Origin of the sequence: Microbacterium sp. LMI1-1-1.1, from assembly GCF_040815675.1 — a bacterium.
Classification (GTDB): Bacteria; Actinomycetota; Actinomycetes; order Actinomycetales; family Microbacteriaceae; genus Microbacterium.
Map to the genome: position 1 here is coordinate 285,388 of NZ_JBFPNN010000009.1, position 25,051 is coordinate 310,438.

Annotated in this window: 25 protein-coding genes; 12 read left to right on the plus strand and 13 right to left on the minus strand. The window is 72.5% G+C overall.

What is annotated here, in order from left to right; all coding sequences use genetic code 11:
• Positions 1 to 15: 15 nt before the first annotated feature.
• Positions 16 to 1,029 carry an LLM class flavin-dependent oxidoreductase gene (locus MRBLMI1_RS14740; RefSeq protein ID WP_367734108.1) on the minus strand — a complete coding sequence of 338 codons (1,014 nt, stop codon included), beginning with the start codon at positions 1,027 to 1,029 and terminating at the stop codon, positions 16 to 18.
• A gap of 301 nt (positions 1,030 to 1,330) precedes the next feature.
• The gene (locus MRBLMI1_RS14745; RefSeq protein WP_367734110.1) at positions 1,331 to 2,047 is read right to left on the minus strand and encodes a GNAT family N-acetyltransferase; all 717 of its coding nucleotides are present in this window, start codon (positions 2,045 to 2,047) and stop codon (positions 1,331 to 1,333) included.
• 180 nt (positions 2,048 to 2,227) lie between these two features.
• Between MRBLMI1_RS14745 and MRBLMI1_RS14750 the strand changes: the two genes are divergently transcribed.
• From MRBLMI1_RS14750 to MRBLMI1_RS14760, 3 genes are all read left to right on the plus strand, one after another.
• Positions 2,228 to 2,740 (plus strand): GNAT family N-acetyltransferase, encoded by a 513-nt coding sequence (locus MRBLMI1_RS14750; RefSeq protein WP_367734112.1) that lies wholly within the window; start codon positions 2,228 to 2,230, stop codon positions 2,738 to 2,740.
• Between the two features lie 89 nt (positions 2,741 to 2,829).
• Positions 2,830 to 3,549, plus strand: a complete 720-nt coding sequence (locus MRBLMI1_RS14755; protein WP_367734114.1) for a histidine phosphatase family protein — start codon at positions 2,830 to 2,832, stop codon at positions 3,547 to 3,549.
• Positions 3,533 to 4,366, plus strand: coding sequence for an ADP-dependent NAD(P)H-hydrate dehydratase (locus MRBLMI1_RS14760; RefSeq protein ID WP_367734116.1), 834 nt, complete (start codon positions 3,533 to 3,535; stop codon positions 4,364 to 4,366). The genes MRBLMI1_RS14755 and MRBLMI1_RS14760 overlap by 17 nt, the downstream gene beginning before the upstream one ends.
• Before the next feature lie 64 nt (positions 4,367 to 4,430).
• Here the strand turns inward: MRBLMI1_RS14760 and MRBLMI1_RS14765 are convergent, their stop codons facing one another.
• From MRBLMI1_RS14765 to MRBLMI1_RS14785, 5 genes are all read right to left on the minus strand, one after another.
• Positions 4,431 to 4,967, minus strand: coding sequence for a GNAT family N-acetyltransferase (locus MRBLMI1_RS14765; RefSeq protein ID WP_367734118.1), 537 nt, complete (start codon positions 4,965 to 4,967; stop codon positions 4,431 to 4,433).
• Positions 4,968 to 5,034: 67 nt separating this feature from the next.
• Entirely contained in the window at positions 5,035 to 6,015 is a 981-nt protein-coding gene (locus MRBLMI1_RS14770; protein ID WP_367734120.1) for an ABC transporter substrate-binding protein, read from the minus strand.
• A gap of 55 nt (positions 6,016 to 6,070) precedes the next feature.
• On the minus strand, positions 6,071 to 6,859 hold the full coding sequence (locus MRBLMI1_RS14775) for an amino acid ABC transporter ATP-binding protein (protein ID WP_367734122.1): 789 nt from the start codon (positions 6,857 to 6,859) through the stop codon (positions 6,071 to 6,073).
• The gene (locus MRBLMI1_RS14780) at positions 6,856 to 7,941 is read right to left on the minus strand and encodes an amino acid ABC transporter permease (protein ID WP_367734123.1); all 1,086 of its coding nucleotides are present in this window, start codon (positions 7,939 to 7,941) and stop codon (positions 6,856 to 6,858) included. Before MRBLMI1_RS14780 ends, MRBLMI1_RS14775 begins: the two co-directional genes overlap by 4 nt.
• Before the next feature lie 297 nt (positions 7,942 to 8,238).
• Positions 8,239 to 9,000: a helix-turn-helix domain-containing protein gene (locus MRBLMI1_RS14785; protein WP_367734124.1), complete on the minus strand. Its 762-nt coding sequence runs from the start codon at positions 8,998 to 9,000 to the stop codon at positions 8,239 to 8,241.
• A gap of 194 nt (positions 9,001 to 9,194) precedes the next feature.
• Here MRBLMI1_RS14785 and cynS point away from each other — a divergent pair, with 194 nt between their 5' ends.
• Together cynS and MRBLMI1_RS14795 are read left to right on the plus strand one after the other, a co-directional pair.
• A complete protein-coding gene (gene cynS / locus MRBLMI1_RS14790) occupies positions 9,195 to 9,647 on the plus strand; it encodes a cyanase (protein WP_367734125.1) in 453 nt (150 codons plus the stop codon).
• A gap of 19 nt (positions 9,648 to 9,666) precedes the next feature.
• Positions 9,667 to 10,506 carry a formate/nitrite transporter family protein gene (locus MRBLMI1_RS14795; protein ID WP_367734126.1) on the plus strand — a complete coding sequence of 280 codons (840 nt, stop codon included), beginning with the start codon at positions 9,667 to 9,669 and terminating at the stop codon, positions 10,504 to 10,506.
• Between the two features lie 150 nt (positions 10,507 to 10,656).
• Here the strand turns inward: MRBLMI1_RS14795 and MRBLMI1_RS14800 are convergent, their stop codons facing one another.
• The 6 genes from MRBLMI1_RS14800 to MRBLMI1_RS14825 form a co-directional block, all read right to left on the minus strand.
• Positions 10,657 to 11,946, minus strand: a complete 1,290-nt coding sequence (locus MRBLMI1_RS14800; protein ID WP_367734127.1) for a M20/M25/M40 family metallo-hydrolase — start codon at positions 11,944 to 11,946, stop codon at positions 10,657 to 10,659.
• Entirely contained in the window at positions 11,946 to 12,296 is a 351-nt protein-coding gene (locus MRBLMI1_RS14805; protein WP_367734128.1) for a carboxymuconolactone decarboxylase family protein, read from the minus strand. The genes MRBLMI1_RS14800 and MRBLMI1_RS14805 overlap by 1 nt, the downstream gene beginning before the upstream one ends.
• Positions 12,297 to 12,594: 298 nt before the next feature.
• Positions 12,595 to 13,779 carry an FAD-dependent urate hydroxylase HpxO gene (hpxO, locus tag MRBLMI1_RS14810; protein WP_367734130.1) on the minus strand — a complete coding sequence of 395 codons (1,185 nt, stop codon included), beginning with the start codon at positions 13,777 to 13,779 and terminating at the stop codon, positions 12,595 to 12,597.
• An 11-nt stretch (positions 13,780 to 13,790) separates the two neighbouring features.
• Positions 13,791 to 14,111, minus strand: coding sequence for a hydroxyisourate hydrolase (gene uraH, locus MRBLMI1_RS14815; protein ID WP_367734133.1), 321 nt, complete (start codon positions 14,109 to 14,111; stop codon positions 13,791 to 13,793).
• Positions 14,108 to 14,635 (minus strand): 2-oxo-4-hydroxy-4-carboxy-5-ureidoimidazoline decarboxylase, encoded by a 528-nt coding sequence (uraD, locus tag MRBLMI1_RS14820; protein WP_367734134.1) that lies wholly within the window; start codon positions 14,633 to 14,635, stop codon positions 14,108 to 14,110. Before uraD ends, uraH begins: the two co-directional genes overlap by 4 nt.
• Before the next feature lie 314 nt (positions 14,636 to 14,949).
• The gene (locus MRBLMI1_RS14825) at positions 14,950 to 15,540 is read right to left on the minus strand and encodes a helix-turn-helix domain-containing protein (RefSeq protein WP_367734135.1); all 591 of its coding nucleotides are present in this window, start codon (positions 15,538 to 15,540) and stop codon (positions 14,950 to 14,952) included.
• A 159-nt stretch (positions 15,541 to 15,699) separates the two neighbouring features.
• Between MRBLMI1_RS14825 and MRBLMI1_RS14830 the strand changes: the two genes are divergently transcribed.
• Genes MRBLMI1_RS14830 through MRBLMI1_RS14860 form a run of 7 tightly spaced genes read left to right on the plus strand, consistent with a single transcriptional unit; the run spans position 15,700 to position 25,042 of the window.
• Complete coding sequence (locus tag MRBLMI1_RS14830; protein ID WP_367734136.1) at positions 15,700 to 17,379, plus strand: NCS1 family nucleobase:cation symporter-1; 1,680 nt, start codon at positions 15,700 to 15,702, stop codon at positions 17,377 to 17,379.
• Complete coding sequence (locus MRBLMI1_RS14835; RefSeq protein WP_367734137.1) at positions 17,376 to 18,215, plus strand: aspartate/glutamate racemase family protein; 840 nt, start codon at positions 17,376 to 17,378, stop codon at positions 18,213 to 18,215. The genes MRBLMI1_RS14830 and MRBLMI1_RS14835 overlap by 4 nt, the downstream gene beginning before the upstream one ends.
• Before the next feature lie 51 nt (positions 18,216 to 18,266).
• Positions 18,267 to 19,601, plus strand: coding sequence for an allantoinase AllB (gene allB, locus MRBLMI1_RS14840; RefSeq protein ID WP_367734139.1), 1,335 nt, complete (start codon positions 18,267 to 18,269; stop codon positions 19,599 to 19,601).
• 17 nt (positions 19,602 to 19,618) lie between these two features.
• Entirely contained in the window at positions 19,619 to 20,836 is a 1,218-nt protein-coding gene (locus MRBLMI1_RS14845) for an acetamidase/formamidase family protein (protein WP_414685917.1), read from the plus strand.
• A complete protein-coding gene (locus MRBLMI1_RS14850; protein ID WP_367734141.1) occupies positions 20,836 to 22,530 on the plus strand; it encodes an AtzH-like domain-containing protein in 1,695 nt (564 codons plus the stop codon). The genes MRBLMI1_RS14845 and MRBLMI1_RS14850 overlap by 1 nt, the downstream gene beginning before the upstream one ends.
• Before the next feature lie 44 nt (positions 22,531 to 22,574).
• Positions 22,575 to 23,759, plus strand: coding sequence for a pyridoxal-phosphate-dependent aminotransferase family protein (locus MRBLMI1_RS14855; RefSeq protein WP_367734220.1), 1,185 nt, complete (start codon positions 22,575 to 22,577; stop codon positions 23,757 to 23,759).
• Complete coding sequence (locus MRBLMI1_RS14860) at positions 23,759 to 25,042, plus strand: allantoate amidohydrolase (RefSeq protein WP_367734143.1); 1,284 nt, start codon at positions 23,759 to 23,761, stop codon at positions 25,040 to 25,042. The genes MRBLMI1_RS14855 and MRBLMI1_RS14860 overlap by 1 nt, the downstream gene beginning before the upstream one ends.
• Positions 25,043 to 25,051 lie beyond the last annotated feature (9 nt).

The window sequence follows — 25,051 nt, forward strand, 5'->3', positions numbered from 1 at the left end:
GTCGGGGATTGAGGGTCAGGCGGCGGGCGATCGCCAGCCGAGCAGAGGTCCGAGCCGTCCCGCGATGTCCTCGAGGATCTGCGCGTAGTCGTCGGGGGCGAAGTCGAACGGCAGAGCGAACGCCACCTCGTCGACCTGCGGGAAGGAGCGCGACGACAGCAGCCGCTCCGCGATCTGCTCCGAGGTGCCGACGATGTCTTCCGCGAAGAGCAGTCCCTTGGGGCCCTGGGGGATCCCGACCCGTCCGCGTCGCGCCTCGGCGTAGGCCTCGTAGCGTCGGACCCGCTCCGGGGTCGCCGAGTCGGTCGGGACCACGACCAGGCCCTGCGACACCCGCGCGCGCTCGCCGTCCGGGTGCGTCTCGCGGTACTGGCGGATCTGCGCGTCCTGCTCGGCGTCGAAGTCGGTGGAGTGCACGGACTGGATGACGCTGCTCGTCAGCAGATGGAAGCCGTTCTCGGCCGCCCAGGCCGTGGACGTCGGACTGCCGGCGCCGTACCAGAGGCGGTCGGAGAGACCGGCGGCGTGCGGCTCGATGCGTTCGGAGTACTCCTCGATGCCCTCCGTCCCCGCGAACGGGCTGACCTGCGCGCCGGCGAGGAAGCGGCGCAGGCGCGCGAGGCGTTCGTACCCGAAGTCCTCGCGGTCGGCCGTGTCGGGGTAGAGCGCGGGGGCGATCTCCTCGAGGCGACGCGGCGGCCCGACCGAGAAACCGGGCTCCAACCGGCCGCCCGAGAGCACGTCGACGGTCGCGAGGTCCTCGGCGAGGCGGAGCGGGTTCTCCCATCCGAGCGGGATGACCGCGGTGCCGAGGCGGATGCGGCTCGTGCGCTGGGATGCCGCGGCCAGCACGGCCACGGGCGAGGAGATGCCGTACTGCAGGTGGCGGTCGCGCAGCCAGGCGCTGTCGAAGCCGAGGCGCTCGCCGCGTTCGATGATCGACAGCGTGGTCTCGTGCCCGGCGCGGGGGTCGTCGCGGTCGAAGAGGCCGATGGTGAGGAAGCCGAGGGAGCGCAGCGGTCGGGTCACATCGCCACGCTAGCCGCGGCGGTGCCCCCCTCAGCGCTGACTTGTCACAGATGTACGCGCGGGGCTGCTTCTGGCGTACATCTGCGCCAAGTGACGGCCCCTGTTCCGCGTTGGTCGCACCCGGCGCTGACGTGTCGCAGATGTACGCGCGGGGCTGCTTCTGGCGTACATCTGCGCCAAGTGACGGCCCCTGTTCCGCGTTGGTCGCACCCGGCGCTGACTTGTCGCAGATGTACGCGCGGGGCTGCTTCTGGCGTACATCTGCGCCAAGTGACGGGCCTGGAGGGGACCCGCGCGGGGGTCAGGCGGGGGTGCGGACCGCGGCGAAGCGGTTGCGGCGACGGAGCGCGAAGCCCAGCTTCTCGTACGCGGCGATCGCGTTGACGTTCGTCGCCGCCGCGTGGAGCAGCGCCCGGTCGCCGCGCTGCTGGATGTGGAAGGCGACGTCCAGCACGAGGCGCGAGGCGAGGCCCTGGCGCCGGTGATCTGCGTCGACCGCGACGGCGCTGATCTCCGTCCACCCGGTGGGGTGCAGGCGCTCGCCCGCCATGGCGACGAGTCGGCCCTCCCGGCGGATGCCGATGTAGCGGCCGAGCTCGTAGGTCCGGGGCCGGAACGGACCGGGCTGATTGCGGTCGACGATCGCGAGCATGTCGGCCGCGTCCGCGGCATCCAATTCGACCGCCTCGTCGTCGGGGCGCGTCTGCAGCGCGTCGGTCTCGACGAGCTGGACGCCCTCACCGCCGCCGACGTACTCCCAGCCGGCGGGGATCTCGCCGTCGTACCCCGACAGGCCCACGTCGGCGCCGGGTCCGACGAGGTCGCGCAGCGCGTCCCACACGCCGGGTTCGTCCCACGTGCGCACCGCGACGAAGGGAGCGACGTCGGCCGGGTAGCGCCGCACGAGGTCCCCGCCGATCGCGAACGACGCGTGCGGGCCGGCCAGCGAGTGCCAGGCGGCGTTGTCGAGGACGGTGGCGTCGGCGTGCGGGATGTCGAGGGTCGAGGCACAGGTCACCGGGCCACTCTGCGCCTCTCTGCCGCGGCGGGCAAACCGGCGCGGCGAGGGCGTCCGTTCTGTGTCGGCCCGTGAACCCGCGCGTCGCCGCGTGACGAGACGTCGAACGGAGCGCGACCGGTGTTACCCGCCGTTTCCGCGCGCGCACGGCGACACCGCGGCCCCGGCGATACTGACGGGATGACGACGGGGCACGCGACCTGGATCATCGAACGCGTCGACTGGCACGACGAGCGCGCCGTCGCGCTGCGCGCGGCGATGGACGACGAGATCGGTCCCCGGTACGCCCCCGTCTTCGCGGAGTTCGACGAGCAGACCCGGGCCGTCCTGGCGGAGGACTTCGCCGTCGATCCCGCGACGATCGTCGACGTCGTCCTGGTGAGGGATGCCGCGGGGGAGCCGGTCGGCCACGCGGCCCTCCGCGCCCTCGGGGGCGAGCTGGAGGTCAAGCGGGTCTTCGTGCAGCGCCGTGCTCGAGGCCAGGGCGCCAGCCGTGCCCTCATGTCCGAACTCGAACGCCTCGCCCTCGCGCGCGGCGCGTCGCAGCTCATCCTGCAGACCGGCGACCGGCAGCCCGAGGCCATCGCCCTGTACGAGCGGATCGGCTACCGTCCGATCGAGGTCTTCCCGCCGTACACGCGCTTCCCGGCCTCGCGCTGCTTCGCCAAGCCGCTCGCGGACACCGCCTCATAGGACGAGAACCGGACGGCCGCTGTCGCGCACGGCATCCCGTCCTGTCAACGCCCGAACGGAGCCCGCCGCCGTCGCCGTACGGTGACCCGATGGCGGTGAAGCGACTCTGGCTGGTTCGACACGGGGAGAGCGAAGGGAACGTCGCGGCGACCGCGGCCGACCGGGCGGGGGCGGAGGTGATCGACCTCGCCGCGCGCGACGCCGACGTGGAGCTCTCCGCCGTCGGGCGCGAGCAGGCGCAGGCGCTGCGCACCTGGTGGGCGTCGTCGGGGCGGTCCGTCGGCGAGTGCTGGGTGTCGCCCTACCGTCGCGCCCGTCAGACGCTCGAGCTGGCCGTCGGGGACGACGCCGTGCCGGTGATCGTCGACGAACGGCTGCGGGACCGGGAGCTCGGCATCCTGGATCTCCTGACCTCGCGCGGGGTGGAGGCGCGTCATCCCGACGAGGCGGCGCGGCGCCGCCACCTGGGCAAGTACTTCTATCGACCGCCCGGCGGGGAGTCGTGGGCCGACGTCGCCCTGCGGCTGCGGTCCTTCCTCGGCGAGCAGCTGGATCGGCCGGCGGACGAGGTCCTCGTCGTCGCCCACGACGCGGTGATCATGCTGATCGTGTCGGTGCTCCTTCCCCTCGACGAAGAGGCGCTGCTCGACTTCGCGGCGACCCGCACCGTGCGCAACGCCTCTGTGACGGAGCTCGTGCGTACCGCGGAGGGGTGGTCCCTGGCCGCCTTCTCCTCGGTCGAGCACCTCGCCCGCGAGGGCGCCGACATCACCGTCCACGCCGGAGAAGACGATGCCCACCCCGCCTGAGCCGGTCACCCTGGCGCTGCTGCGCGAGTGGGGGCGTCCCGATCCGACCGGCTCGAAGAAGTCCCGCGGCCAGGTCGTGGTCGTCGGGGGATCGCCGCGGTCCGCCGGCGCGCTGCTGCTCTCCGGCGAGGCGGCCCTCCGTGTCGGCGCGGGGCGTGTCGGCCTGGTCGGCCCGGCTGAGGTCGCGCCCGGTCTCGGCCCCGCCATGCCCGAAGCAGGCGTGTACGTCCTGCCCGCGGGGTCGCAGCCGCTCGACGACGCCCTCCGGTCCGCCGTGGAGTCGGCCGATGCGGTCCTTCTCGGCCCGGGATTCGATGATCCGGATGCCACCCGGGCAGCGCTCGCCGCGGTGACCGCCGCCGACGTGGGTCGGCTCGTGCTGGACGCGTTCGCCCTCGGCATCCTGCCCGACGTCGATCGCGCCACCCTCCCGGACGAGCTGCTGATCAACGCCAACGAGGAGGAGGCGGCGCTGCTTCTCGGGCGGGATCTCGGAGACGACCGCGCACGGGACGTCGCGGAGATCGCCCGCCGGTACGCCGCCGTGGTCCACTGCTTCGGCACCGTGGCGACGCCGGACGGGCGCTGCTGGCAGGCGGAGCCGGGCGGGTCGGGGCTCGGCACCGCCGGGAGCGGCGATGTGCTGTCGGGGACGATCGCCGGGTTCGCGGCGCTCGGCATGGAGCCCGAGCGCGCGGCGGTCTGGGGCGGGTGGACGCACGCCCGCGCGGGCGACCGCCTGACCGAGCGGCTCGGCATCGGCTACCTCGCACGCGATCTGCTGCCGGAGCTGACCGCGGTGGTGCACGACAGCTGATCCCGGGCGGCAGCGCTGCGCGCGGGTGCGCCGGCCCGGTCGGCGCCGCGTCCCGGCCGCGCCGTCAGAGGTCGAGGGCGAACGCCCGCAGGTCGAGGAAGCGGCCCGGCTCGACCTCCACCGGATGCTCGCGCTCCGTCAGGCGGCGGAAGCCGAGCTTGAGGTAGAGCGCGTGCGCGCCGAGCATCTCCGGCCCGCTGTTCATCACCACGCGACGGGCGCCGCGCTCGCGCGCCAGCGCGATGACGTGGCGGGTGAGGGCCGCCCCGACACCGCGGCCGCGAGCGGCCGGCGCGACCGCGAGCTGGCGGAAGTCGAGCTCGCCGTCCTGCGCGAGAGGCGACAGGCGCTCGCCGGGGCGGGGGACCCACACCGTGCCGACGATGGCGTCGCCGTCGACGGCGACCCACACCTCCCCCTGGGCGACGCGGCCCGCCACGTCGGCGAGCGACGCGAGATACCCCTCCGTGAGGCCGTTGTAGCTCTGCCGGTAGGCCTCGGCGGTCACCCGCCCGGCCTCGTCGAACTCCTCGGGGGCGACGAGCCGGATGGTCAGGTTCCCGGCGGGCGCGGTGTCGGGGGTCGTGAGCGAGGAGGTCATGGCATCCATTCTCCGAGGCGGGACGCGGGTGCGGCCCGGTCCGCGGAAGACCGGGCCGCACGGGCGCTCAGGACTTCGGCAGTCCCGGCGGGTTGATCTGCGAGGACTCGACGCCCTCGGACTCGAGATTCCACGCCTCGAGCACCTCGGCGTAGGTCCCGTCCTCGATGAGCTGCGCGAGCACGATCTGGACCGGCTCGATGAGGCCGTTGCCCTTCTTCGTGCCCGCGGCGATGTCGGCCTGCAGCGGCCAGCCGCCCGGGATGATGCCGACGAGCTTCGTCTCGCCGGTCTCCTTCGCGGCCCACGCGGCGGTGGCGTTCGGACCGAACGTGGCGTCGGCGCGGCCCGACTGGAGCGCGAGGGTGGCCGCGGCGGTGTCGTCGTAGTACTGCAGCTCGGCGGGGGCCTCGCCGGCGGCGGCGAGCTCCTCGTTCCAGCTGAGGAGGACCTTCTCCTGGTTGGTGCCGGAGCCCACGACGACCTTCAGCCCCGAGATGTCCGCGGCATTCTCGATGCTCTCGATCGGGCTGTCGGCGCGAACGTAGAAGCCGAGCAGGTCCTGACGGTAGCTGGCGAAGTCGTACAGCTCCTTGCGCTCCTCGGTGACGGTCACGTTCGAGGTGATGAGGTCGTACTTGCCGGACTGGATGCCGAGCGGCCAGTCCGCCCACGCGACGACGACGGGGTTGTACTCGAGGCCGAGACCCTCCGCGATGAGCGAGCCGATGTTCGGCTCGGTCCCGGCGGGGAGCGTCTCGCCGTCGGGCACGTAGCTCAGCGGCGGGACGAACGCGCCGACGGCGACGGTGAGCTTGCCCGGCTCGATCGGCTGGAAGCCGCTCTCCTGCAGCGCGGCGACCGCCTCCGGAACCTCCTCGGTGTGCACCCAGGTGATGTCGGGGGCAGGGGTGGATGCCGCCGGCTCGGGCGCCGCGACCGCCTCCGCGGGGCGGTTCACGCCGATCGCGACGCCGACGCCGATGACGGCGACGACCGCCGCCGCGATCACGCCGACCGCGATGCCTTGCTTCTTGCTCAGTGCCATGCTGTGTCTCCTTGTGCGAGTGGGATGTGAGTGAGGAGGCTGCCGCCGGGAGGCGTCAGCCGAGCACCTTGGCCAGGAACTCCCGCGTGCGGGGGTGCTGCGGACGGCTGAGGACCTCGTCCGGCGTGCCCTGCTCGACGATGCGGCCCTGGTCGAGGAACACGACGCGGTCGGCGACCTCACGGGCGAAGCCGATCTCGTGCGTGACGATCACGAGGGTCGTGCCGAGCTTCGCCAGGTCGCGGATGACGTCGAGCACCTCGCCGACGAGCTCCGGGTCCAGGGCGCTGGTCGGCTCGTCGAACAGCAGCACCTGCGGGTGCAGCGCGAGGGCGCGGGCGATCGCGACCCGCTGCTGCTGCCCGCCGGACAGCTGCCGCGGGTAGGCGTCGGCCTTCTCGGCGAGGCCGACCCGCTCGAGCAGGCCGAGGGCGCGTTCACGCGCTTCCGCCCGGGTGAGGCGCCGCAGCGCGAGGGGCGCCTCCGTGATGTTCTCCAACGCCGTGAGGTGCGGGAACAGGTGGAAGTTCTGGAACACGATCCCCACCCGCGTCCGCCGCTGCAGGATCTCGCGCTCGTGCAGCTCGTGCAGGCGGCCGTGCCGCAGCTGGTACCCGATGAACTCGCCGTCGACCGTGACGGATCCGGCATCCACCCGTTCGAGGTGGTTGATCGTCCGCAGCAGCGTCGACTTGCCGGAGCCGCTCGGACCCAGCAGGGCGACGACCTCCCCGGGGCGCACGGTCAGGTCGATGCCCTTCAGTACTTCGGCGCCGTGGAAGGACTTGTGCACGTCGTGGATCTCGACGAGACCCCGGGCGGGTGCCTCCGTGGTGATGCTCATGCGCGGCTCTCCTTCGCCTCGGCGGTGTCGCGGATGGATGCCACGGCGGTGGCATCCGTCCCCGTCGTGGCCCGCGAACGGGGCTCGTGTCTCGTCCCGCCGGGCGGAGCGGGGTCGTCGCCGAGCCGGGCCCACTGCGTGCCGACCCAGCGGCGGGCGCGTTGCAGCGGGGTCGGGGGGAGTGCGCGCGCGGACCCGCGGGCGTAATGCCGCTCGATGTAGTACTGGGCGACGCTGAGGATCGTGGTGATGAGGGTGTACCAGACCACCGCGACCAGCAGCAGCGGGATGACGCGGCTGTTGCGGTTGTAGATCACCTGCACCGCGTAGAACAGCTCGGGGATCGCGATGACGAACACCACCGATGCGCCCTTGACGAGGCCGATGACCTCGTTGGTGGCGTTCGGCACGATCGAGCGCATGGCCTGCGGCAGGATGATGCGGAACAGGCGACGGGATGCCGGGATGCCGAGGGCCGCCGCAGCCTCGTGCTGTCCGGGGTCGACGGAGACGAGCCCGCCGCGGATGATCTCGGCCGAATAGGCGGCCTGATGCAGGCCGAGCCCCAGGATGGCCGCGGCGAATGCGCTGATCAGCTGCACCGTGGGGAACTCGACGATCCAGAAGTCGGTGGTGAACGGCGTCCCCAGGCCCAGGGTCGGGTAGAGGTAGCCGAGGTTGTACCAGACGATGATCTGCACGACGAGGGGCACGGACCGGAAGAACCAGATGTAACCCCAGGCGGCGGCGTTCAGCAGCGGCGACGGCGAGAGCCGGCCGAGCGCGAGGATCGTGCCGAGGACGAAGCCGACGACGGTCGAGATGGCCGTCAGCGCCAGCGTGTACCCGATCCCGATGAGCACCGGCTCCGAGAAGAAGTACTGCGCGAAGGTGCCCCACATGTAGCGGTCGTTCGTGACGAGGCTCCAGGCGAACTGCGCGACGACGAACACGAGCAGCGCGGTGAGGATCCAGCGCCACCAGTGGCGCGTCGGGACGACGGCGATCGTGCCGAGGTCGACCTTCGCGCGAGGTGCGGGCGTCGCCGAGGCGGCGGCGGCGGCCGGCGCGGTGGTGGTCATGGCGTGCTCCTCTGAGTCGGACCGGCGCGGGGCCGGCGGGTCAGGGGAACGCTACGACCGCGTCCGAGGGTCGGCGAGGCGCCGTTTCACACGTCGAAACGGCCGGTCATCCGTTGAAACGGATCGCCACGCGAGGTAACACGGCGGCGGATCGGCGGCGGACGTGCAAGGGCAGCGGGCCCGCCGGCGCGAGGAGACCTGCGCCCCGCGGGTGCGGCTCGGCGCGGGGGCCCATGCCCCGCGGGTGCGGCTCGGCGCGGGGGCTATGCCCCGCGGGTGCGGCTGGGCGCGAAGCCGCTATGCCCCGCGGGTGCGGCTGGGCGCGAAGCCGAAGTGCTGGCGGTAGGCGCGGGCGAAGCTGCCGACGTCCTGGAAGCCGGACGCGTGGCACGCCCACTGCACGCTCTGCCCCTGCGCGAGCAGGACGCGCGCGTGCTCCAGACGGTGCAGGCGGATCTCGGCGGCGGGGGAGGTCCCGACCTCGGCGAAGATGGCCTGGACGGAGCGCACCGACAGGTGGGCGTCGTCGGCCAGGGTCGCGGGCGAGAACGACGGGTCGGTGAAGCGGGCGGTGATCGCCTGCTGCATCTGCCGGAGCAGCCGCGCCCGGGTCTCCTCCCGCGTGGCGCGGGGTGGAACGAGCGCTCGCCGTCCGCCGCCCGGGCCGGCCGGCAGCGGGCCGAGGGAGGCGAAGCTCAGCAGCACGCTGCCGGTGCCGGCCACGGGCCGGGTCGACCACTGCACCGGACGGACGTCGCCGGCACGGGTGACGAACCACTCGGACGAGGCCAGCGGCTGCTTCGCGTGGATGATCGGGCACTCGTGCGTCGGGTACGGTGACCCGTCCGGACGGTGCCGGTGCAGCAGGTCGTGGCTCGCGCCGCCGCGCAGGTCGGTGCCCTGACGGTGACCGAGGAAGCGGAGGGCGGCGTCGTTCGCGAGCGCGACCAGGCCGTCCTCGTCGATGACCCAGAGCGGCACCGGGGCGCTCTGCAGGACGGTCGACAGGAACATCGCGTCCTGCGGACGCGTCGCGTCATCGGTCGCCGGGCCTGCCACGGGATCACCGTAAACGCCGTTCCGGCGCCGCCCTGTTGCGGTGTCGTTTCGTGCGTGTGAATGCTTCGTCGCCGTGCGCAGATCGTCGGATGCCGTGCGCGGAAAGCCTGCTCGACCAGGCGCCGCCGGCCGGACAGTGGGGTCACTGACCGATCGCACGACCCGTCCGATCGACCGACCCGAGGAGACCAGACATGACCGAGTGGAACGCACGCCGCGACCAGGCGACCGACGCCGTCCGGAGGGCCGTCGCGGGCTCCGAGCACTCGTGGGCCGACCTCGCCGGAGCGCTCGACCGGCCGCTGCTGTGGACCATCGCGGCGCTGCTCGGCTCGCACGCCCTCCCGGCGGAGCTCGCCGTCCAGGCGGGGGAGCTGCTCGGGCTCGACGACGAGACCGTCGCCGCTCTGCAGGTGCAGCCGTACCGCACCCGCGGCGACGAGCTGCGCGCGGACCCGACCATCTACCGCTTCTACGAGCTGCTCGGGGTCTACGGCCCGGCGCTCAAGGAGGCGATCCACGAGGAGTTCGGCGACGGCATCATGAGCGCGATCAACTGCAACATCGAGATCGACCGGCGCAGCGACCCCGACGGCGACCGCGTGCGGATCGTCATCGACGGCAAGTTCCTGAAGTACCAGTGGTGACGGCGGAGAGGACACGACCATGAGCTACGTCGCACCCAAGGACTTCGCCGTCCGCATGATCGACGCCGGGCAGGCCAAGGTCGCGCTCTCGGCACGGGACACCCTCATCCGCGCCTACATGGCCGGCGCGATCCTCGCCCTCGCGGCGGTGTTCGCCGTGACCGTCAGCGTGCAGACGGGGTCGCCGCTGATCGGCGCCCTGCTGTTCCCCGTCGGCTTCGTCATGCTCTACCTGCTCGGCTTCGACCTGCTGACCGGTGTGTTCACGCTGGTGCCGCTCGCGCTGCTCGACCGGCGGCCCGGGGTGACCCTGCGCGGCATGCTGCGCAACTGGGGCCTCGTCTTCCTCGGCAACTTCGGCGGGGCCCTCACCGTCGCCCTCCTCATGGCGATCGTCTTCACGTACGGCTTCTCGACCGACGTGAGCGAGGTCGGTCAGGCCATCGGCCACATCGGCGAGGGGCGCACCGTCGGCTACTCCGAGTTCGGCGCCGCGGGCATGCTGACCCTGTTCGTCCGCGGAGTCCTCTGCAACTGGATGGTCTCGACCGGCGTCGTCGGCGCGATGATGTCCGACAGCCTCCCCGGCAAGGTCATCGCGATGTGGATGCCGATCATGCTGTTCTTCTACATGGGCTTCGAGCACTCGGTGGTCAACATGTTCCTGTTCCCCATCGGCCTGATGCTCGGCGCCGACTTCACCATCGGCGATTACCTGATCTGGAACGAGATCCCCACGGTCCTCGGCAACCTCGTCGGCGGTCTCACCTTCGTCGGGCTCGTGATCTACGTCACGCACGCGAAGACGGCGCCTGCCCGGAAGCTGCGCGAGAAGGTCCGGCCCACGGTCTCCGCCTGACCGCGGCGACGACCCCGGGTCCGGCCTCGCGCCCCGCCCGGGTCGTCGTATGCCCGGCTCCGGAGAAGTCGACCGACCGGCGGCGGGGGCAGCGGAGGACCCCGCGGCAGGGGCTGCTCCTCCGGAGCCCGGCCCCCTTGGCATCCCGGGTCAGGCGTCGCGGAGGATCCGCGCGGTCACCCGGGTGCCGAAGTGCAGGGCCTCGACCGGAACGTGCTCGTCAGCCGTGTGGAACTGCCCGAACACGTCGAAGTCCGCCGGCACGCGGAGCGGCACGAAGCCGTAGCCGCGGATGCCGAGCCGGGCCAGGTGCTTGTTGTCCGTGCTGGCCGGCAGCAGGTACGGCACGACGGTGCCGCCCGGGTCCTCCGCCGAGACGGCCTCCTGCAGGATGCCGACGAGCCGGGTGTCCACGGGCGACTCGATCGCCCGCACCTCGCGCCCCCACGCGATCTCGATGTCGGGACCGACGAGCTCGGCGAGCTGCGCCCGCAGGGCGTCGTCCTGCCCGGGCAGCACGCGGATGTCGAGTCGCGCCGAGGCCGACGAGGGGATGACGTTCGTCTTCCCGCCCGCCTGCAGCACGGTCGGCGACGCGGTCGTGCGCGTCCCGGCATCCAGGAGGGATGTCGCGAACCCGAGGTCGTCGACATCGCCGCCCGCCCGGGCGTACAGGTCCAGGAACCGCTCGAGCGTGGCCGTGCGAACGACCGGGAACCGGTGCGCGCCGACCGCCGCGACAGCCTGCGCGACGCGCACGACGGCGTTGTCGGCCGTGGGGAGCGATCCGTGCGCGGCGTGCCCGCGCGCGGTGAGCGTGGCCCAGGTCACGCCCTTCTCGGCGGTGGCGACGAGGTAGGCGCGGCGGTCGTCGGGCAGCGGCAGGGAGAAGCCGCCGACCTCGCTGAGCGCCTCGGTCGCCCCGGCGAACAGCTCGGGACGGTTCTCGACGATCCAGCGGGCGCCCCAGACGCCGCCGGCCTCCTCGTCGGCGAAGAACGCGAAGATCAGGTCGCGGCGGGGGACGACCCCCTCGCGCCGGAAGGCGCGCGCGATCGCGAGCAGCATCCCCGCGAAGTCCTTCATGTCCACCGCGCCGCGTCCGTAGAGCATGCCGTCGTGGATCTCGGCGCCGAACGGCGGGTACGACCAGTTCTCCGCCTCGACCGGTACGACGTCGAGGTGGGCGTGGGCGACGAGGGCACCGGCATCCGGATCCGCCCCCGCCAGACGCGCGATCAGGCTCGCCCGCCCGGGGCGCGGTTCGACGAGGACCGTCTCGTAGCCGACCTCCTCGAGGCGCTCCTTCACGAAGAGCGCGGCGCGGGTCTCGCCGTCCCCGATCGTCGCGGCCTCGCCGGTGTTGACGCTGTCGATGCGGATGAGCGCGCGGATGAACTCCAGCGCCTCGGCCTCGAGCGGGGAGACGACGGATGCCATCAGTGCTGGTGCGGGCGGGCGTCGTCGGCGAGCTTGAACGCGAGGCGCCCGTGCGCGTAGCCGCCGCCCGCGCGGATCGCGGTGGCGACCCAGGCCGCCTCGGCCAGCTCCGCCTCGGTGGCGCCCGCCCTGACCGCGTTCTGCGAGTGCCCGTCGATGCAGTACACGCACTGGGTGGTGATGCCGACGGCGAGGGCGATGAGCTCGCGGTACTTCAACGGGATCGCGCGGCCTTCGGGGGCGAACACCGCCTGGTCGAACGCGGCGAACGCAGCGAGGATGTCGGGCGTCTCGGCCTTGTAGACCTTGGTGTAGGTCTTGTCGGCGGTGCGGTCGAAGTACTCGGTCACGTTCTCTCCAGAGGGGTGATGGATGCCTCCCCCCACGCTGTCACGCCCGATGTCGCTCGTCAGCGTGCCCCTGTCACACGCCGACACACGCCGGGGTGGCCTGCCGCCCCTGCTGTGCCCCTGCCGCTGCTGGCGTGTCCCACTTTGTGCAGATCAGGCCCCGCGGGGCCGCACATAGTGGGACATGCTGCCGGAGAGCCGCTGTGCTGTGCCCCTGCCCCTGCTGGTGTGTCCCACTTTGTGCAGGAAGTGCCCTGCTTTGTCGCACATTGTGGGACATGCCGGCGCGGGGACCCTCTCAGCGCAGGACGCTCGCCCCCAGCTCGACGGGGCTGCCCTCGATGTTCCCGACGATGCCCCGGATGACGCCGGTCCCGTCCTCGTGCCGCAGGCCGTCGTACCAGGCCTGCGTCGCGGCCACGTCGAAGGCGTGCGTCTCGTGGGCGCGCTTGCGCGCCCGCAGCACCAGGTCGCCCGCCCGCTCGGCACGGATGCGCGCGTAGCGCGTCAGCGAGTCCTCGATGCCGAGGGTCGACGTCGCGAAGACGATGCCGAGCGCGAAGCTGTCCTCCAGCGCCGAGCACGCCCCCTGGCCGATGTCCGGCGCGGTGTTGTGGGCGGCGTCGCCGAGGATCGCCACGCGTCCGCGCACCCACGTGTTGAACGGGTCGATGTCCCAGATCTCGACGCGGTTCAGCGACTCGTCCGGGTCGATGCCGTCCAGCAGCGCCCGCACGCCCGGCGCACCCCACGATCCGAACGCGTCCTCCAGGGCCGCCATGCGGTCCTCGATCACGCCCGACGGTCCGGGCACGTCGACGAAGAAGTAGAAGCGGTCGCCCGCCACCGGCATCACCGCGCAGCGCTTGCCGTCGCCGACGTAGGTGGTCCACTGGTCGAGAGGGCCGATGCGCTCGTCCGTGGCGACGAGGCCGTTGAAGTTGACGTATCCCGAGTACCGGCGTTCCGGACGGATGCCACCGGGCTCGGTAACGTAGTCGCGGACGATCGACCGGGCGCCGTCCGCGCCGATGAGCATGTCGGCCGTGTCCGTGGAGCCGTCGGCGAAGGTGGCGGTGACCGTGACGCCGTCGTCGGCGAGACCGACCAGCTGTTTGCCGAGGCGGATGTTCGTCGGGCCGACGGCATCCATCATCAGCTGCTGCAGGTCGGCGCGGGCGACGGGGTAGGGGCGCTGACCGGTCTGCGCCGTGACCGGGGCGAGACTGAAGCGGCACAGTTCCTCGCCGGTGTGGCCGTCGTAGTAGGCCATGTCGTCCATGCGGCCGCCGAGGGCGGCGACCTGCGGGCCGAGACCGAGCCAGTTGAGCACCTTCACGCCGTTCGACCACAGCGACAGCGCCGCGCCGACGGGGCGGTTCTCGCGCATGCGGTCGTAGACGACGACCTCGTGGCCGAGCTTCTGCAGCGCGAGCGCCGCGGAGGTGCCGCCGACGCCGGCGCCGATGACGATGACCTTCATGGGCGTTCTCCTCAGCTGCCGCGGTAGGTCGAGTAGGCGAAGGGACTCAACAGCAGCGGCACGTGCAGGTGCGCCTCGCCCGAGACGGTGAATGCGATCGTCGCGACGGGATGGAACGACGGGACGCCCCGCTCCCGGAAGTAGGACCCCGTGCCGAAGGTCAGCGCGTAGTCGCCGTCCTCGAGACGGTCGGGGCCGAGGGCCAGGCGGCCGTCGTCGTCCGTCGTCGCGGAGTCGATGGTCGGTCCGTCGAGGTGCGCGAGGGTGACCGCGACGCCGGACGCGGGCGTTCCCGTCGCGGCATCCAGGACGTGCGTGGTGAGGTGGGTCATTCCGCGGGCTCCGGTTCTGCCGTGGCGTCGTCGGCGAACGTGGTGCGCAGGCGCAGCAGCGCGATCTCCGCGAGCTGCCGTGTCGCCTCGATCGTCTCGGCGTCGGGGGTGTTGTGCAGCCGGCGCTCCAGCTCGGCGCGCATCTCACCGGGGGTGCGACCGGCGGCGCGGATGAGGAAGACCCGTCCGAACCGCTCCTCGTACGCGACGTTCCCGGCGGCGATCGCGGCGACGTCGTCGTCGGCGGCGGTGCTCATCGAGCCCTGTTCCCGACGGGATGCCGCCGCCTCGGCGCCGTCGCCGGCGACCTTCGCCCCGATGCGCGGATGGGCGTGCAGCGCAGCGGCGAGGTCGTCGGGGGACCAGGCCTCGGCGAGGGCGCCGGCGTAGGAGGCGAGAGCGTCGACGTCGGCGTACGGGCGGGCCGCGACGACGGCGTCGACCCACCCCGGGACGTCGGCCCAGACGCGCACGACGGCGACGGCTTCCGCGTCGTCGGCGACGTTGAAGTCGGAGAGGTGCATGCCGTCCACGCTAGGCCGCGTGCGTTACGGCGCTGTGGCGCGATGTGTCGGCGATGTTGCTGTGGGGAACATTCCGGGGGCTCGTCGCTGTGTCGAAGTGGCCCCGGGGCGCGCAAAGTGGCCCCGGGGCCACGCGCGGCCGCGCGTCGCTTGCGGCCGCGCGTCGCTTGCGGCCGCGCGTCGCTTGCGGCCGCGCGTCGCCTGCGGTCGGCGGCATGCCGGACGCGGCGGGTCGCGCGGGTCGCGCGGGTCGAAGTGGCCCCGGGGCGCGCAAAGTGGCCCCGGGGCCACCTGCGGCCGCGCGACGGTGCGGCTCAGGCGTGGACGATGAGCCAGTGCGCCACGGCATCCACGTCCCCGGCGTTGTGCAGCCGGTGGGGCACGGAGCAGGGGTAGCTGATGGCGTCGCCGGCGCGGAGGACGACGCGCTCGGTCTCGAAGTCGATGGTGAGCTCGCCGGCGACGACGGTGCCGACCTCGTACCCCTCGTGGTGGAACAGCCCGTCCGCCCCGTGCGCGGACGCCCCCGGCGGGTAGATCGACTCGAAGTAGTCGACGCCGGGCGAGGTGCCGGGGGTGAGCCGACGGAACGACACCCCGCTGTCCAGGACGATGTCAGCCGACTGCCCGGCACGCTGCAGCGTGAACCCGGACGGACCCACCGGTTCGGACGGGCGACCGGATGCCGGATCGAAAGCCGCCACGAGGGGGACGCCGAGGGCGTCGGTGATGGCGATGAGCCGCGAGACGCTCGGCTGCAGGACCCCGCGCTCGATCTGCGAGACGGCGCTGGGGGAGATGTCCAGGGCAGCGGCGAGGGCGCGGGCCGAGATGCCGCGCGCCTGCCGGAGCTCGCGGATCCGCGTCCCCACGCTCGCGGGGGCCTCGGTGGCGGTCGACGACATGCCCCGAGTCTAGAAGCGACCGCAGCGTGAAGGCCCGACTTCACATGCTCGTTACACACGCGAAACCGACCGAGAGGCGTGAACCCATAACTTCACATCAGTGCACCACTCTGGCCGCGGACTCCACGTCGTGGCATCCATCGTCCTGAGAGGAAAGACATGACCACGACACCGCTCACCGGTCCCCACGATCTCGTGGAGGCGGCCGGACACCCCCACGGGGGCGGCAACATGAAGCCGCAGTACGACGACCGGCTCGCCAACGAGGACCTCGCCCCGCTGCGGAAGCAGAAGTGGTCGAGCTACAACATCTTCGCGTTCTGGATGAGCGACGTGCACTCCGTCGGCGGCTACGTCACCGCCGGCTCGCTGTTCGCGCTCGGCCTGCAGTCCTGGCAGGTGCTCGTGGCCCTCATCGCCGGCATCGTCATCGTCCAGGTCTTCGCGAACATGGTCGCCAAGCCGAGCCAGAAGACGGGCGTGCCCTACCCCGTCATCAACCGCGTGGTGTTCGGCATCCGCGGGGCGAACATCCCGGCGATCATCCGCGGGCTCATCGCGATCGCCTGGTACGGCGTGCAGACCTTCCTCGCGGCGGAGTCGCTGAACATCGTGTTCCTCAAGTTCGTCCCGGGCTCGGCCGCGCTGCTCGACGTCTCGTTCGCGGGGCTGTCGGCGCTGGGCTGGATCTCGTACGGCATCCTGTGGTTCGCGCAGTTCCTGCTGTTCTGGAACGGCATGGAGGTCATCCGCCGCTTCATCGACTGGGCCGGTCCCGCCGTGTACCTCGTCATGATCGTGCTCGCCGTCTACCTGGTCTCGCAGGCCGGCATCCAGAACATCTCCTTCACCCTGTCGACGACGCAGCTCGACTTCTGGGCCTCGATCCCGGTGATGTTCGCGGCGATCGCCCTCGTGGTGTCCTACTTCTCGGGGCCGATGCTGAACTTCGGCGACTTCGCCCGCTACGGCAAGAGCTTCGAGGCGGTCAAGAAGGGCAACTTCTGGGGCCTGCCGATCAACTTCCTCTTCTTCTCGCTGCTCACCGTCATCACGGCATCCGCGACGGTTCCGGTGTTCGGCGCGCTGATCACCGACCCGATCAAGACGGTCGAGCAGATCGACACGCCCTTCGCGATCCTCCTCGGCGGCCTGACCTTCGTCACCGCCACGGTCGGCATCAACATCGTCGCGAACTTCATCTCGCCGGCCTTCGACTTCTCCAACGTCGCCCCGAAGAAGATCTCGTGGCGCGCGGGCGGCATGATCGCCGCCGTCGGCTCGACCTTCCTCATGCCGTGGAACTGGTACTCCAACGCCGACGCCATCCACTACTCGCTCGGCGTCCTCGGCGCGCTGATCGGCCCCCTCTTCGGCATCCTGATCGCCGGTTACTACATCGCCGCCCGTCAGCGCGTGAAGGTGGATGCGATGTTCACGATGGATGCCAAGGGCCCCTACTGGTACCGGAACGGCTTCAACCCGAACGCCGTCAAGGCCGTCATCGCGGCCGGTGTGCCGACCGTGGCGATCGCGATCTTCCCGAAGCTCTTCGCCGACCTCGGCCTCTTCAATGTGGCCGCCGTCAGCGACTACAGCTGGTTCATCGGCTGCGGCCTCGGCTACGTCCTGTTCCTCCTCTTCGAGCGCATGGACCCGCGCATCCCCACCTTCGACGGCGAGACCGAGGGCATCTCGGACGGCACCGTCGACGGGGCCGCGGCCACCGCGGCCTCCGAGCCGGCGGCCATCTCCGGAGCGGTCCCGGTCGCGTCGACCTCGACCGCGGCGCCGGTCGGCTCCGCCGCGACGCCCCCGGCGACGGGCGCGCCGGCGTGAGGATCCTCCTGATCAACCCCAACACCTCCCGGGCGATGACCGCGAAGATCGCGGACGCCGCCCGGGGGGTGGCGGGACCCGACGTCGACATCGATGCCGTGTGTCCCCTGACGGGCGCCGACGCGATCGAGAGCCACACCGACGAGATCGCGGCCGCCGCCGCGGTGGTCGAGCTGATCGCGGCGGACCGCGACGGCGGGGCCCCGGCCGACGCGTACGTCATCGCCTGCTTCGGTGATCCGGGCCTGGATGCCGCTCGAGAGCTCGTCTGCGTCCCCGTGGTGGGGATCGCGGAGGCGGCGATGCACCTCGCGGCGGTCTCGGGCCGGCACTTCGGTGTCGTGACGACGCTGAGCCGCACGCTCGGGCGCGCGCACGACCTCGTCGCGCGCTACGGGATGGAGCGAGCCTGCGTGTCGCTGGCTGCGACCGGCATCCCGGTCCTGGACCTCGAGGACACCGGATCGGATGCCGTGACGACCATCGAGCGTGCGAGCGCCGAGGCCGTCGCGGGCGGGGCCGACGTCGTGGTCCTCGGCTGCGCCGGAATGGCCGACCTGTGCGCGGAGCTGACGCTCCGGGTCGGCGTGCCGGTCGTCGACGGGGTCGCGGCCGCGGTGGGGATGGCATCCGGGATGGTGCGCATGGGCCTCGGGACGAGCAAGCGCGACGAGTACGCGCTGCCGCCCCGCGCGTTCGCGGGTGGCCCCGCGGCCACCTCCGGCGCCCCGGGGCCACTTTCGGACGGTGCGACGCCGCCTGCCGTCACGGCCTCGACGTCGCCGGGTGGCCCCACCTCTCCTCCCCAGGTGAAGAATGCGGCGGTTTTCGCATGAATGTTGATGACGGTTACATCTGCGAAACGCACGGCGCATAGCGTGGTCGGCATGAGCACACGAATCGCCGCCCGACGGGTCTTCGTCGACGGGGTCTTCTCTCCCGCGACGGTCGTCGTCGACGACGGCGTCATCACCGCGGTGACGCCCTTCGACCCCGCCGCCGACCGGGTGCTGGCCGACGACGAGGTCCTGCTGCCCGGCCTGGTCGACTCGCACGTGCACCTCGACGAGCCCGGTCGGACCGAGTGGGAGGGATTCGCCACCGGCACCGCCGCCGCGGCGGCCGGGGGAGTGACGACGGTCGTCGACATGCCCCTCAACAGCTCGCCCGTCACCACGACGGTGGAGGCCCTGGATGCCAAGCGCGCCGCGGCCGTGGGCAAGCTCGCGGTCGACGTGGCCTACTGGGGCGGCGCCGTCCCGGAGAACCTCGGCTCCCTGCGGGCCCTCGCCGACGCCGGCGTGGTGGGCGTCAAGTGCTTCCTGTCCCCGAGCGGGATCGACGAGTTCGGTCACCTCGATGCCGAGCAGCTCGACCGATGCCTCGCCGAGCTCGCGGAGTTCGACGGCCTGCTCATCGTCCACGCCGAGGACCCCGCCCACCTTCACGACGAGGGCGCCCTCGGCCCGCGCTACCGGGACTTCGAGGCCAGCCGCCCGCCGATGAGCGAGCGGGCGGCGATCCGGCGGGTCATCGACGCCGCGCGCCGCACGGGCGCTCGAGCGCACATCGTGCACGTCTCCGACGGCGAGGCGCTCGACGACGTACGTGCGGCGAAGGCGGAGGGCGTCCGGCTCACCGTCGAGACCTGCCCGCACTACCTGACCCTGGATGCCGCGGAGGTGCCGGACGGCGCGGGCGCCTTCAAGTGCTGCCCGCCCATCCGCGGCGCCGGCAATCGCGACCTCCTCTGGGCGGGCGTCGTCGATGGGACCATCGACGCGATCGTCAGCGACCACTCGCCGGCCACGGCCGAGCTGAAGGGCAACCCCGACTTCGGGCTCGCCTGGGGCGGCATCGCGGGACTTCAGACGGGGCTCTCGTCGGTGCACACGGCCGCGCTGTCCCGCGGCATCCCGCTATCCACCCTCCTCCCGCTGCTGACCACCGGCCCGGCCCGCATCGCCGGACTCGATGGTCTGGGCGTCATCGCCCCCGGCGCGCCGGCGCACCTGGCCGTCTTCGCCCCCGAAGAGGAGTTCGTCGTGGATGCCGCCGCCCTCGAGTACCGCAACCCGGTCTCGCCGTGGCACGGCCAGACGCTGACCGGTGTGGTCCGCGAGACCTGGCTGCGCGGGGAGCCCGTCTACCGTCGGGGAGACGCGGTGACGCGTCGTGCGGGACGGGAGCTGCTGAGCGCGGCCTCCGTGGTGGACGCGTGAGCGCCGCCGAGACCGCAGTGGCCGGGTCCACAGGAAACGCCGTCTCCCGCCCGGCGGCCGGACCGGTGCCGATCCTGCAGCCCGGGGTGGGCCCCATCCCCGGCGACCACTACGTGCGCGCCACCCCGGAGACCGTGCTGTGGGGCCGACTGCCCTGCGCCTCCGACGCGGCGGTCCTCGAGATCGCCTCCGGTGAGAGCGTCACCTTCGACACCGTCAGCCACGAGGGCATCCTCGACGACCAGGGCAAGGACCCGCGCGGGTTCTTCGCGGGGCACGGCGTCCCCGCGGACGAGGTCCTCGACGACGCGATCGAGATCGCGGCATCCGTCGCCCGCGACCCCTTCGCCGACGGTCCGCACGTGGTCGTGGGCCCCGTGCACGTGCGCGGTGCGCGACCGGGCGATCTGCTGCGGATCACCGTCGAGGCGCTGGTCCCGCGCGTGCCGTACGGCGTCATCTCGAACCGTCACGGCAAGGGCGCCCTGGTCGGTGAGCTGCCCCGCAGCGAGCGCAACGTCAGCGTCTTCTCCGCGGTGGCCGTGCGCGACGGCGTGCTGCACGGGACGCTGCCCGTGGCCGCGGGCGCCGAACCGGTCGTGGCGTTCCCGCTCGCGCCGTTCCTCGGCACCATGGGCGTCGCCGTCGCCGGCGACGACCGGCCGCACTCCGTCCCGCCCGGGACGCACGGCGGCAACATCGACATCAACCTGCTCGTGGAGGGGACGACGCTGTTCCTGCCCGTCCAGGTCGAGGGGGCGCTCGCCTACGTCGGCGACCCGCACTTCGCGCAGGGCGACGGCGAGGTCGCGCTCACCGCGCTGGAGGCGTCGCTGCGGGCCACGTTGCGGTTCGACGTCATCCCCGCGGATGCCGCCCGCGCGGCATTCGGCGAGGTCACCGGACCGCTCGTCCGTACCCCCGAATACCTCGTGCCGACCGGCCTCGATCCCGATCTCGATGCCGCGATGCGTGCGTGCGTGCGGGCGTCGCTCGCCCTGATCGACGGCCGCTGGGGCATGGACGAGCACCTGGCCTACGCGTATCTCAGCGCCGCGACGGACTTCGACATCTCGCAGGTCGTCGACATCGTCTCGGGTGTCCACGCACGCATCCGCGAGTCCGACTTCGCGGGCGTCCCCGCCGTCGAACCCGAGCCGCTCCGCGAGGGGACGCCGACTGCTGCGCGCGAGGCCGCCGGAACGCCGGAGGTCCCCGGCCGAGAGGAGGCCTGATGACGCTCCGCAGCGAGGACTCCGCCGTCGCGGCGCCGGCAGCGCCCGTCGCTCCGTCCACCGGGCCGCACCCGTCCCTGCCCGACGACCTCAAGGCGGCGTTCGACGCGTACGAGCGCGCGATCATCGCGAACGACCTCGATGCGCTCGACGCGTCTTTCGCCCCGGGCACGGACACCCTGCGCGGCGACGCGGCGGGGCTGCTCGTCGGGCACGACGCCATCAGCGGCTTCCGCTCGCTGCGCGGGGGCGTGCCGCCGCGCGAGATCTCCGAGATCCACTACCGCCCGCTCTCCACCGCCGCCGTCGGGGGTCCCAGCAGCGACGGCGACGTCGCCCTGCTGGTGTCGGTCTCGCGCTTCCACGGCGGGGGTCGGGGCCTGCAGACGCAGGTGTGGAAGCGGATCGACGGGCACTGGCTCATCACGGCCGCGCACGTGACGCCCCGGACGCCCGCCCTGGACCGCACGATCTGGCGCAGTGTCGGCGACCCGTTCCTGCAGGGCGCGTGGGAGGGCCCGCTCGCCGGGCTCACCGTCGCGGTGAAGGACCTCTTCGCGATCGCGGGATTCCGCATCGGCGCCGGCAACCCCGCGTTCCTGGAGGAGGCGCGCCCCGAGAAGGCGACGGCGCCCGCGGTCGCCGATCTGCTGCGCGGCGGAGCCTCCCTCCGCGGCATCGCCCGCACCGACGAGTTCGCCTACTCGATCGCCGGCGACAACGTCCACTACGGCACCCCGCCCAACGGCGCGGTGGTCGGGGCGCTGCCCGGCGGCTCGTCCAGCGGACCCGCCTCGGCCGTCGCCGCCGGGCACGCCGACATCGGTCTCGCGACCGACACCGCCGGCTCCATCCGAGTCCCCGCTTCCTATCAGGGCCTCTGGGGACTGCGCACGACGCACGACCTCGTCCCGCGTCAGGGCATGCTGCCGCTGGCGCAGTCGTTCGACACGATCGGGTGGCTCGCCCGCGACGGCGAGACGCTGCAGCGCGTGGCCGACTGGTGCCTGAGCTACGACTCCTCGGCATCCACCGAGAACGTCCTCGGCGCCTCGCAGGACGACCTGCCGTGGCGCTTCCTCGTGCCGGACGAAATCCTCGCGTGCGCCGAGCCCGCGACCCGGGAGGCCTTCTCGCGCCTGTTGGCGGCGCTCTCCGCCTCGGACGACCCGCCGTCGTTCCGCGCCGTCCACACCGGCGACCTGGATGCGGCCTTCGCTGCGTTCCGCATCGTGCAGGGAGCCGAGGCGTGGCGCAACAACGGCGACTGGGTGCGCGCCCACCCGGACGCCATGGGTGCCGCCGTCGCCGACCGCTTCCGCCTCGCGTCCGGCATCACCGCCGCCGAGGAGTCCGCCGCGCGGGGCGAGCTGGAGTCCATCGCCGCGCACCTGACCGAGCTCGTCGACGGGGCCGTGATGCTGTTCCCGACCGTTCCCGGTCCGGCGCCCCAGCGCACCGCCGACATCGACGCCGCGCGGTCCGCGACGCTGCGCATGACGGCGCCCGCCGCCGTCGCGGGGTTGCCGTCGATCTCGGTGCCGCTGCTGACCCTGCCGACCGCTGCCGGCCCCGCGCCCGTCGGCGTCTGCCTCGTCTCGCGCGCCGGCACCGACATCGCCCTCGTCCGCCTCGCCCGACGTGTCGCCGCACTCGTGGCATCCATCCGCTCTCGTCCCACGGAGATCTCGTGAACAGCACCATCCCCGGCCCGATCGACCCGCCCGCCCGCCTGCTCATGGGGCCGGGACCGATCTCGGCCTACCCGAGCGTCCTGCGGGCGATGGGCGCGCCGCTCGTCGGCCAGTACGACCCGTTCATGACCTCGACGATGAACGAGACGCAGGAGCTCTACCGCCAGGTCTGGGGCACCCGGAACGAGGCCACGCTGCTCATCGACGGCACGAGCCGCGCGGGCATCGAGGCGGCGATCGTGTCGCTCGTGCGCCCCGGCGACCGCGTGCTCGTCCCCGTCTTCGGCCGGTTCGGCCACCTTCTGGCGGAGATCGCCGAGCGCGCGCTCGCCGAGGTGCACACGATCGAGGTGCCGTGGGGGCAGGTGTTCCCCGTCTCCGCCATCCGCGAGGCGATCGAGCGCGTGCAGCCGCACCTCGTCGCCTGCGTCCAGGGCGACACGTCCACCACGATGCTGCAGCCGCTCGACGAGATCGGCGAGATCTGCCGCGCGCACGGCGCCCTGTTCTACACGGACGCCACCGCCTCGCTCGGCGGCAACCCCTTCGAGATGGACGGATGGGGACTGGATGCCGCGACCGCGGGCCTGCAGAAGTGCCTGGGCGGGCCGTCCGGTTCGGCGCCCATCAGCCTGTCGGAGCGCGCCGTCGAGGTCGCGCGCTCGCGCGCCCGTGTCGAGGCCGGGATCCGCGAGGAGGGGGACGCCGTGTCGTCCGACTTCATCCGTTCCAACTACTTCGACCTGGCGATGATCCTCGACTACTGGGGTCCGCGGCGCCTCAACCACCACACCGAGGCCACGACGATGCTGTACGGCGCACGCGAATGCGCCCGCGTCCTCCTGCTCGAGGGTCGGGATGCCGTCATCGACCGCCACCGCCTGCACGGCGACGCGATGCTCGCCGGGGTGAAGGGTCTGGGCCTCACCGTCTTCGGCGACGTCGCGCACAAGATGACCAACGTCGTCGCGGTCGAGATCCCCGAGGGCGTCGTCGGCGACGCCGTGCGGGCCGAGCTGCTGACCGACTTCGGCATCGAGATCGGCACCTCGTTCGGGCCCCTGCACGGCCGGGTCTGGCGCATCGGCACGATGGGATACAACGCCCGCACGGACGCCGTTCTCACCACGCTCGCCGCTCTGGAGGCGGTCCTCCGCCGGCACGGCGCGGCGGTCCCCGCGGGCGGCGGCGTCGAGGCGGCTCAGGACGTCTACGGAGCGGCCCTCTGATGGCGCTCGCCACGCGCCTGCAGGTGCCGCCCGAGCTCATCGCGGCGGCGGCCCGGCGCGTGATGGCCCGGTGCGAGGAGCTCGCGCGCGTCACGTCCACGCCCGGGAGCATCACGCGGGTCTACCTCTCGCCCGAGCACGCCCGCGTGAACCGGCTCGCGGCCGAATGGATGCGCGAGCTCGGGATGACGACGCGGCAGGACGCCGCGGGCAATCAGGTGGGACGCCTCGCGCCCGTCGGAATCCCCGACGCCCCGGCGCTCCTCCTCGGATCTCACCTCGACACGGTTCCGGATGCCGGCCGCTTCGACGGCATCATCGGCGTTCTCATGGCGCTCGAGGTCGTGCGGCTCGTCCGTCGACGGGACGACGACGGGGTGGCATCCAGTCCCTTCCCGTTCGCGCTCGAGGTCATCGCCTTCAGCGACGAGGAGGGCACGCGCTTCGGCAAGGCGCTGCTCGGCTCCTCCGCCGTCGCGGGGCAATGGGAGGCGTCGTGGTGGGATCTCGCTGACGAGGACGGCGTGACCCTGCGCGAGGCGTTCCGCGAGTTCGGTCTCGACCCGGGGCGCGTCGGCGAGGCCGCGCGGCGACCGGACGAGCTCGTCGCCTACCTGGAAGCCCACATCGAGCAGGGACCGGAGCTGCACCGCAGCGGCCAGGCGCTCGCCGCGGTGTCGTCGATCGCGTCGGCACGCCGGTTCCAGCTGATCGTCGAAGGGGAGGCGCGCCACGCCGGCGGCACCCCCTACGACATGCGCCGCGACGCCCTGCTGGGGGCGAGCGAGGCGGCACTCGCCGTCGAACGCATCTGCCGCGGCGAGCACCACATCGTCGGCACCGTCGGGCAGCTGGAGGCGTTCCCCGGAGCGGTCAACGTCGTGCCGGGGGAGGCGCACTTCTCCCTCGACCTGCGCGGCGAGTTCGACGACACCCGTGACCACACCTGGGACGAGATCGCCCGGGAGCTGGATGCCATCATGGGACGCCGCGGGCTGAGCTGGCAGGCGCGCGAGGTGCACAGCGCCCCCGCCGTGTTCTGCGCCCCGCTGCTGCAGGACGTCGTCCGCGCCGGCATCGGCGGGGAGGCCCCGACGCTCTTCAGCCGCGCCGGACACGACGCGATGTCCATCGGCGCGATCACCGACGTCGGCATGCTCTTCCTCCGCAACCCCGACGGCATCAGCCACCATCCCGACGAGGCCGTCTCCGGCGACGACGTCGCCGTCGGCATCCAGGCCCTCGCCGAGGCGGTGCTGCACCTCGCCGCCGAGCCTCGCTGACCGATACGT

What these genes read in the sequence shown, in the direction of transcription:
- MRBLMI1_RS14750 (WP_367734112.1), top strand. Translation starts at nt 2,228, where the DNA reads ATGACGACGGGGCACGCGACCTGGATCATCGAACGCGTCGACTGGCAC.
- MRBLMI1_RS14755 (WP_367734114.1), top strand. Translation starts at nt 2,830, where the DNA reads ATGGCGGTGAAGCGACTCTGGCTGGTTCGACACGGGGAGAGCGAAGGG.
- MRBLMI1_RS14760 (WP_367734116.1), top strand. Translation starts at nt 3,533, where the DNA reads ATGCCCACCCCGCCTGAGCCGGTCACCCTGGCGCTGCTGCGCGAGTGG.
- MRBLMI1_RS14765 (WP_367734118.1), bottom strand. Translation starts at nt 4,967, where the DNA reads ATGACCTCCTCGCTCACGACCCCCGACACCGCGCCCGCCGGGAACCTG.
- MRBLMI1_RS14770 (WP_367734120.1), bottom strand. Translation starts at nt 6,015, where the DNA reads ATGGCACTGAGCAAGAAGCAAGGCATCGCGGTCGGCGTGATCGCGGCG.
- MRBLMI1_RS14775 (WP_367734122.1), bottom strand. Translation starts at nt 6,859, where the DNA reads ATGAGCATCACCACGGAGGCACCCGCCCGGGGTCTCGTCGAGATCCAC.
- MRBLMI1_RS14780 (WP_367734123.1), bottom strand. Translation starts at nt 7,941, where the DNA reads ATGACCACCACCGCGCCGGCCGCCGCCGCCGCCTCGGCGACGCCCGCA.
- cynS (WP_367734125.1), top strand. Translation starts at nt 9,195, where the DNA reads ATGACCGAGTGGAACGCACGCCGCGACCAGGCGACCGACGCCGTCCGG.
- MRBLMI1_RS14795 (WP_367734126.1), top strand. Translation starts at nt 9,667, where the DNA reads ATGAGCTACGTCGCACCCAAGGACTTCGCCGTCCGCATGATCGACGCC.
- MRBLMI1_RS14800 (WP_367734127.1), bottom strand. Translation starts at nt 11,946, where the DNA reads ATGGCATCCGTCGTCTCCCCGCTCGAGGCCGAGGCGCTGGAGTTCATC.
- hpxO (WP_367734130.1), bottom strand. Translation starts at nt 13,779, where the DNA reads ATGAAGGTCATCGTCATCGGCGCCGGCGTCGGCGGCACCTCCGCGGCG.
- uraH (WP_367734133.1), bottom strand. Translation starts at nt 14,111, where the DNA reads ATGACCCACCTCACCACGCACGTCCTGGATGCCGCGACGGGAACGCCC.
- uraD (WP_367734134.1), bottom strand. Translation starts at nt 14,635, where the DNA reads ATGCACCTCTCCGACTTCAACGTCGCCGACGACGCGGAAGCCGTCGCC.
- MRBLMI1_RS14825 (WP_367734135.1), bottom strand. Translation starts at nt 15,540, where the DNA reads ATGTCGTCGACCGCCACCGAGGCCCCCGCGAGCGTGGGGACGCGGATC.
- MRBLMI1_RS14830 (WP_367734136.1), top strand. Translation starts at nt 15,700, where the DNA reads ATGACCACGACACCGCTCACCGGTCCCCACGATCTCGTGGAGGCGGCC.
- allB (WP_367734139.1), top strand. Translation starts at nt 18,267, where the DNA reads ATGAGCACACGAATCGCCGCCCGACGGGTCTTCGTCGACGGGGTCTTC.
- MRBLMI1_RS14850 (WP_367734141.1), top strand. Translation starts at nt 20,836, where the DNA reads ATGACGCTCCGCAGCGAGGACTCCGCCGTCGCGGCGCCGGCAGCGCCC.
- MRBLMI1_RS14855 (WP_367734220.1), top strand. Translation starts at nt 22,575, where the DNA reads ATGGGGCCGGGACCGATCTCGGCCTACCCGAGCGTCCTGCGGGCGATG.
- MRBLMI1_RS14860 (WP_367734143.1), top strand. Translation starts at nt 23,759, where the DNA reads ATGGCGCTCGCCACGCGCCTGCAGGTGCCGCCCGAGCTCATCGCGGCG.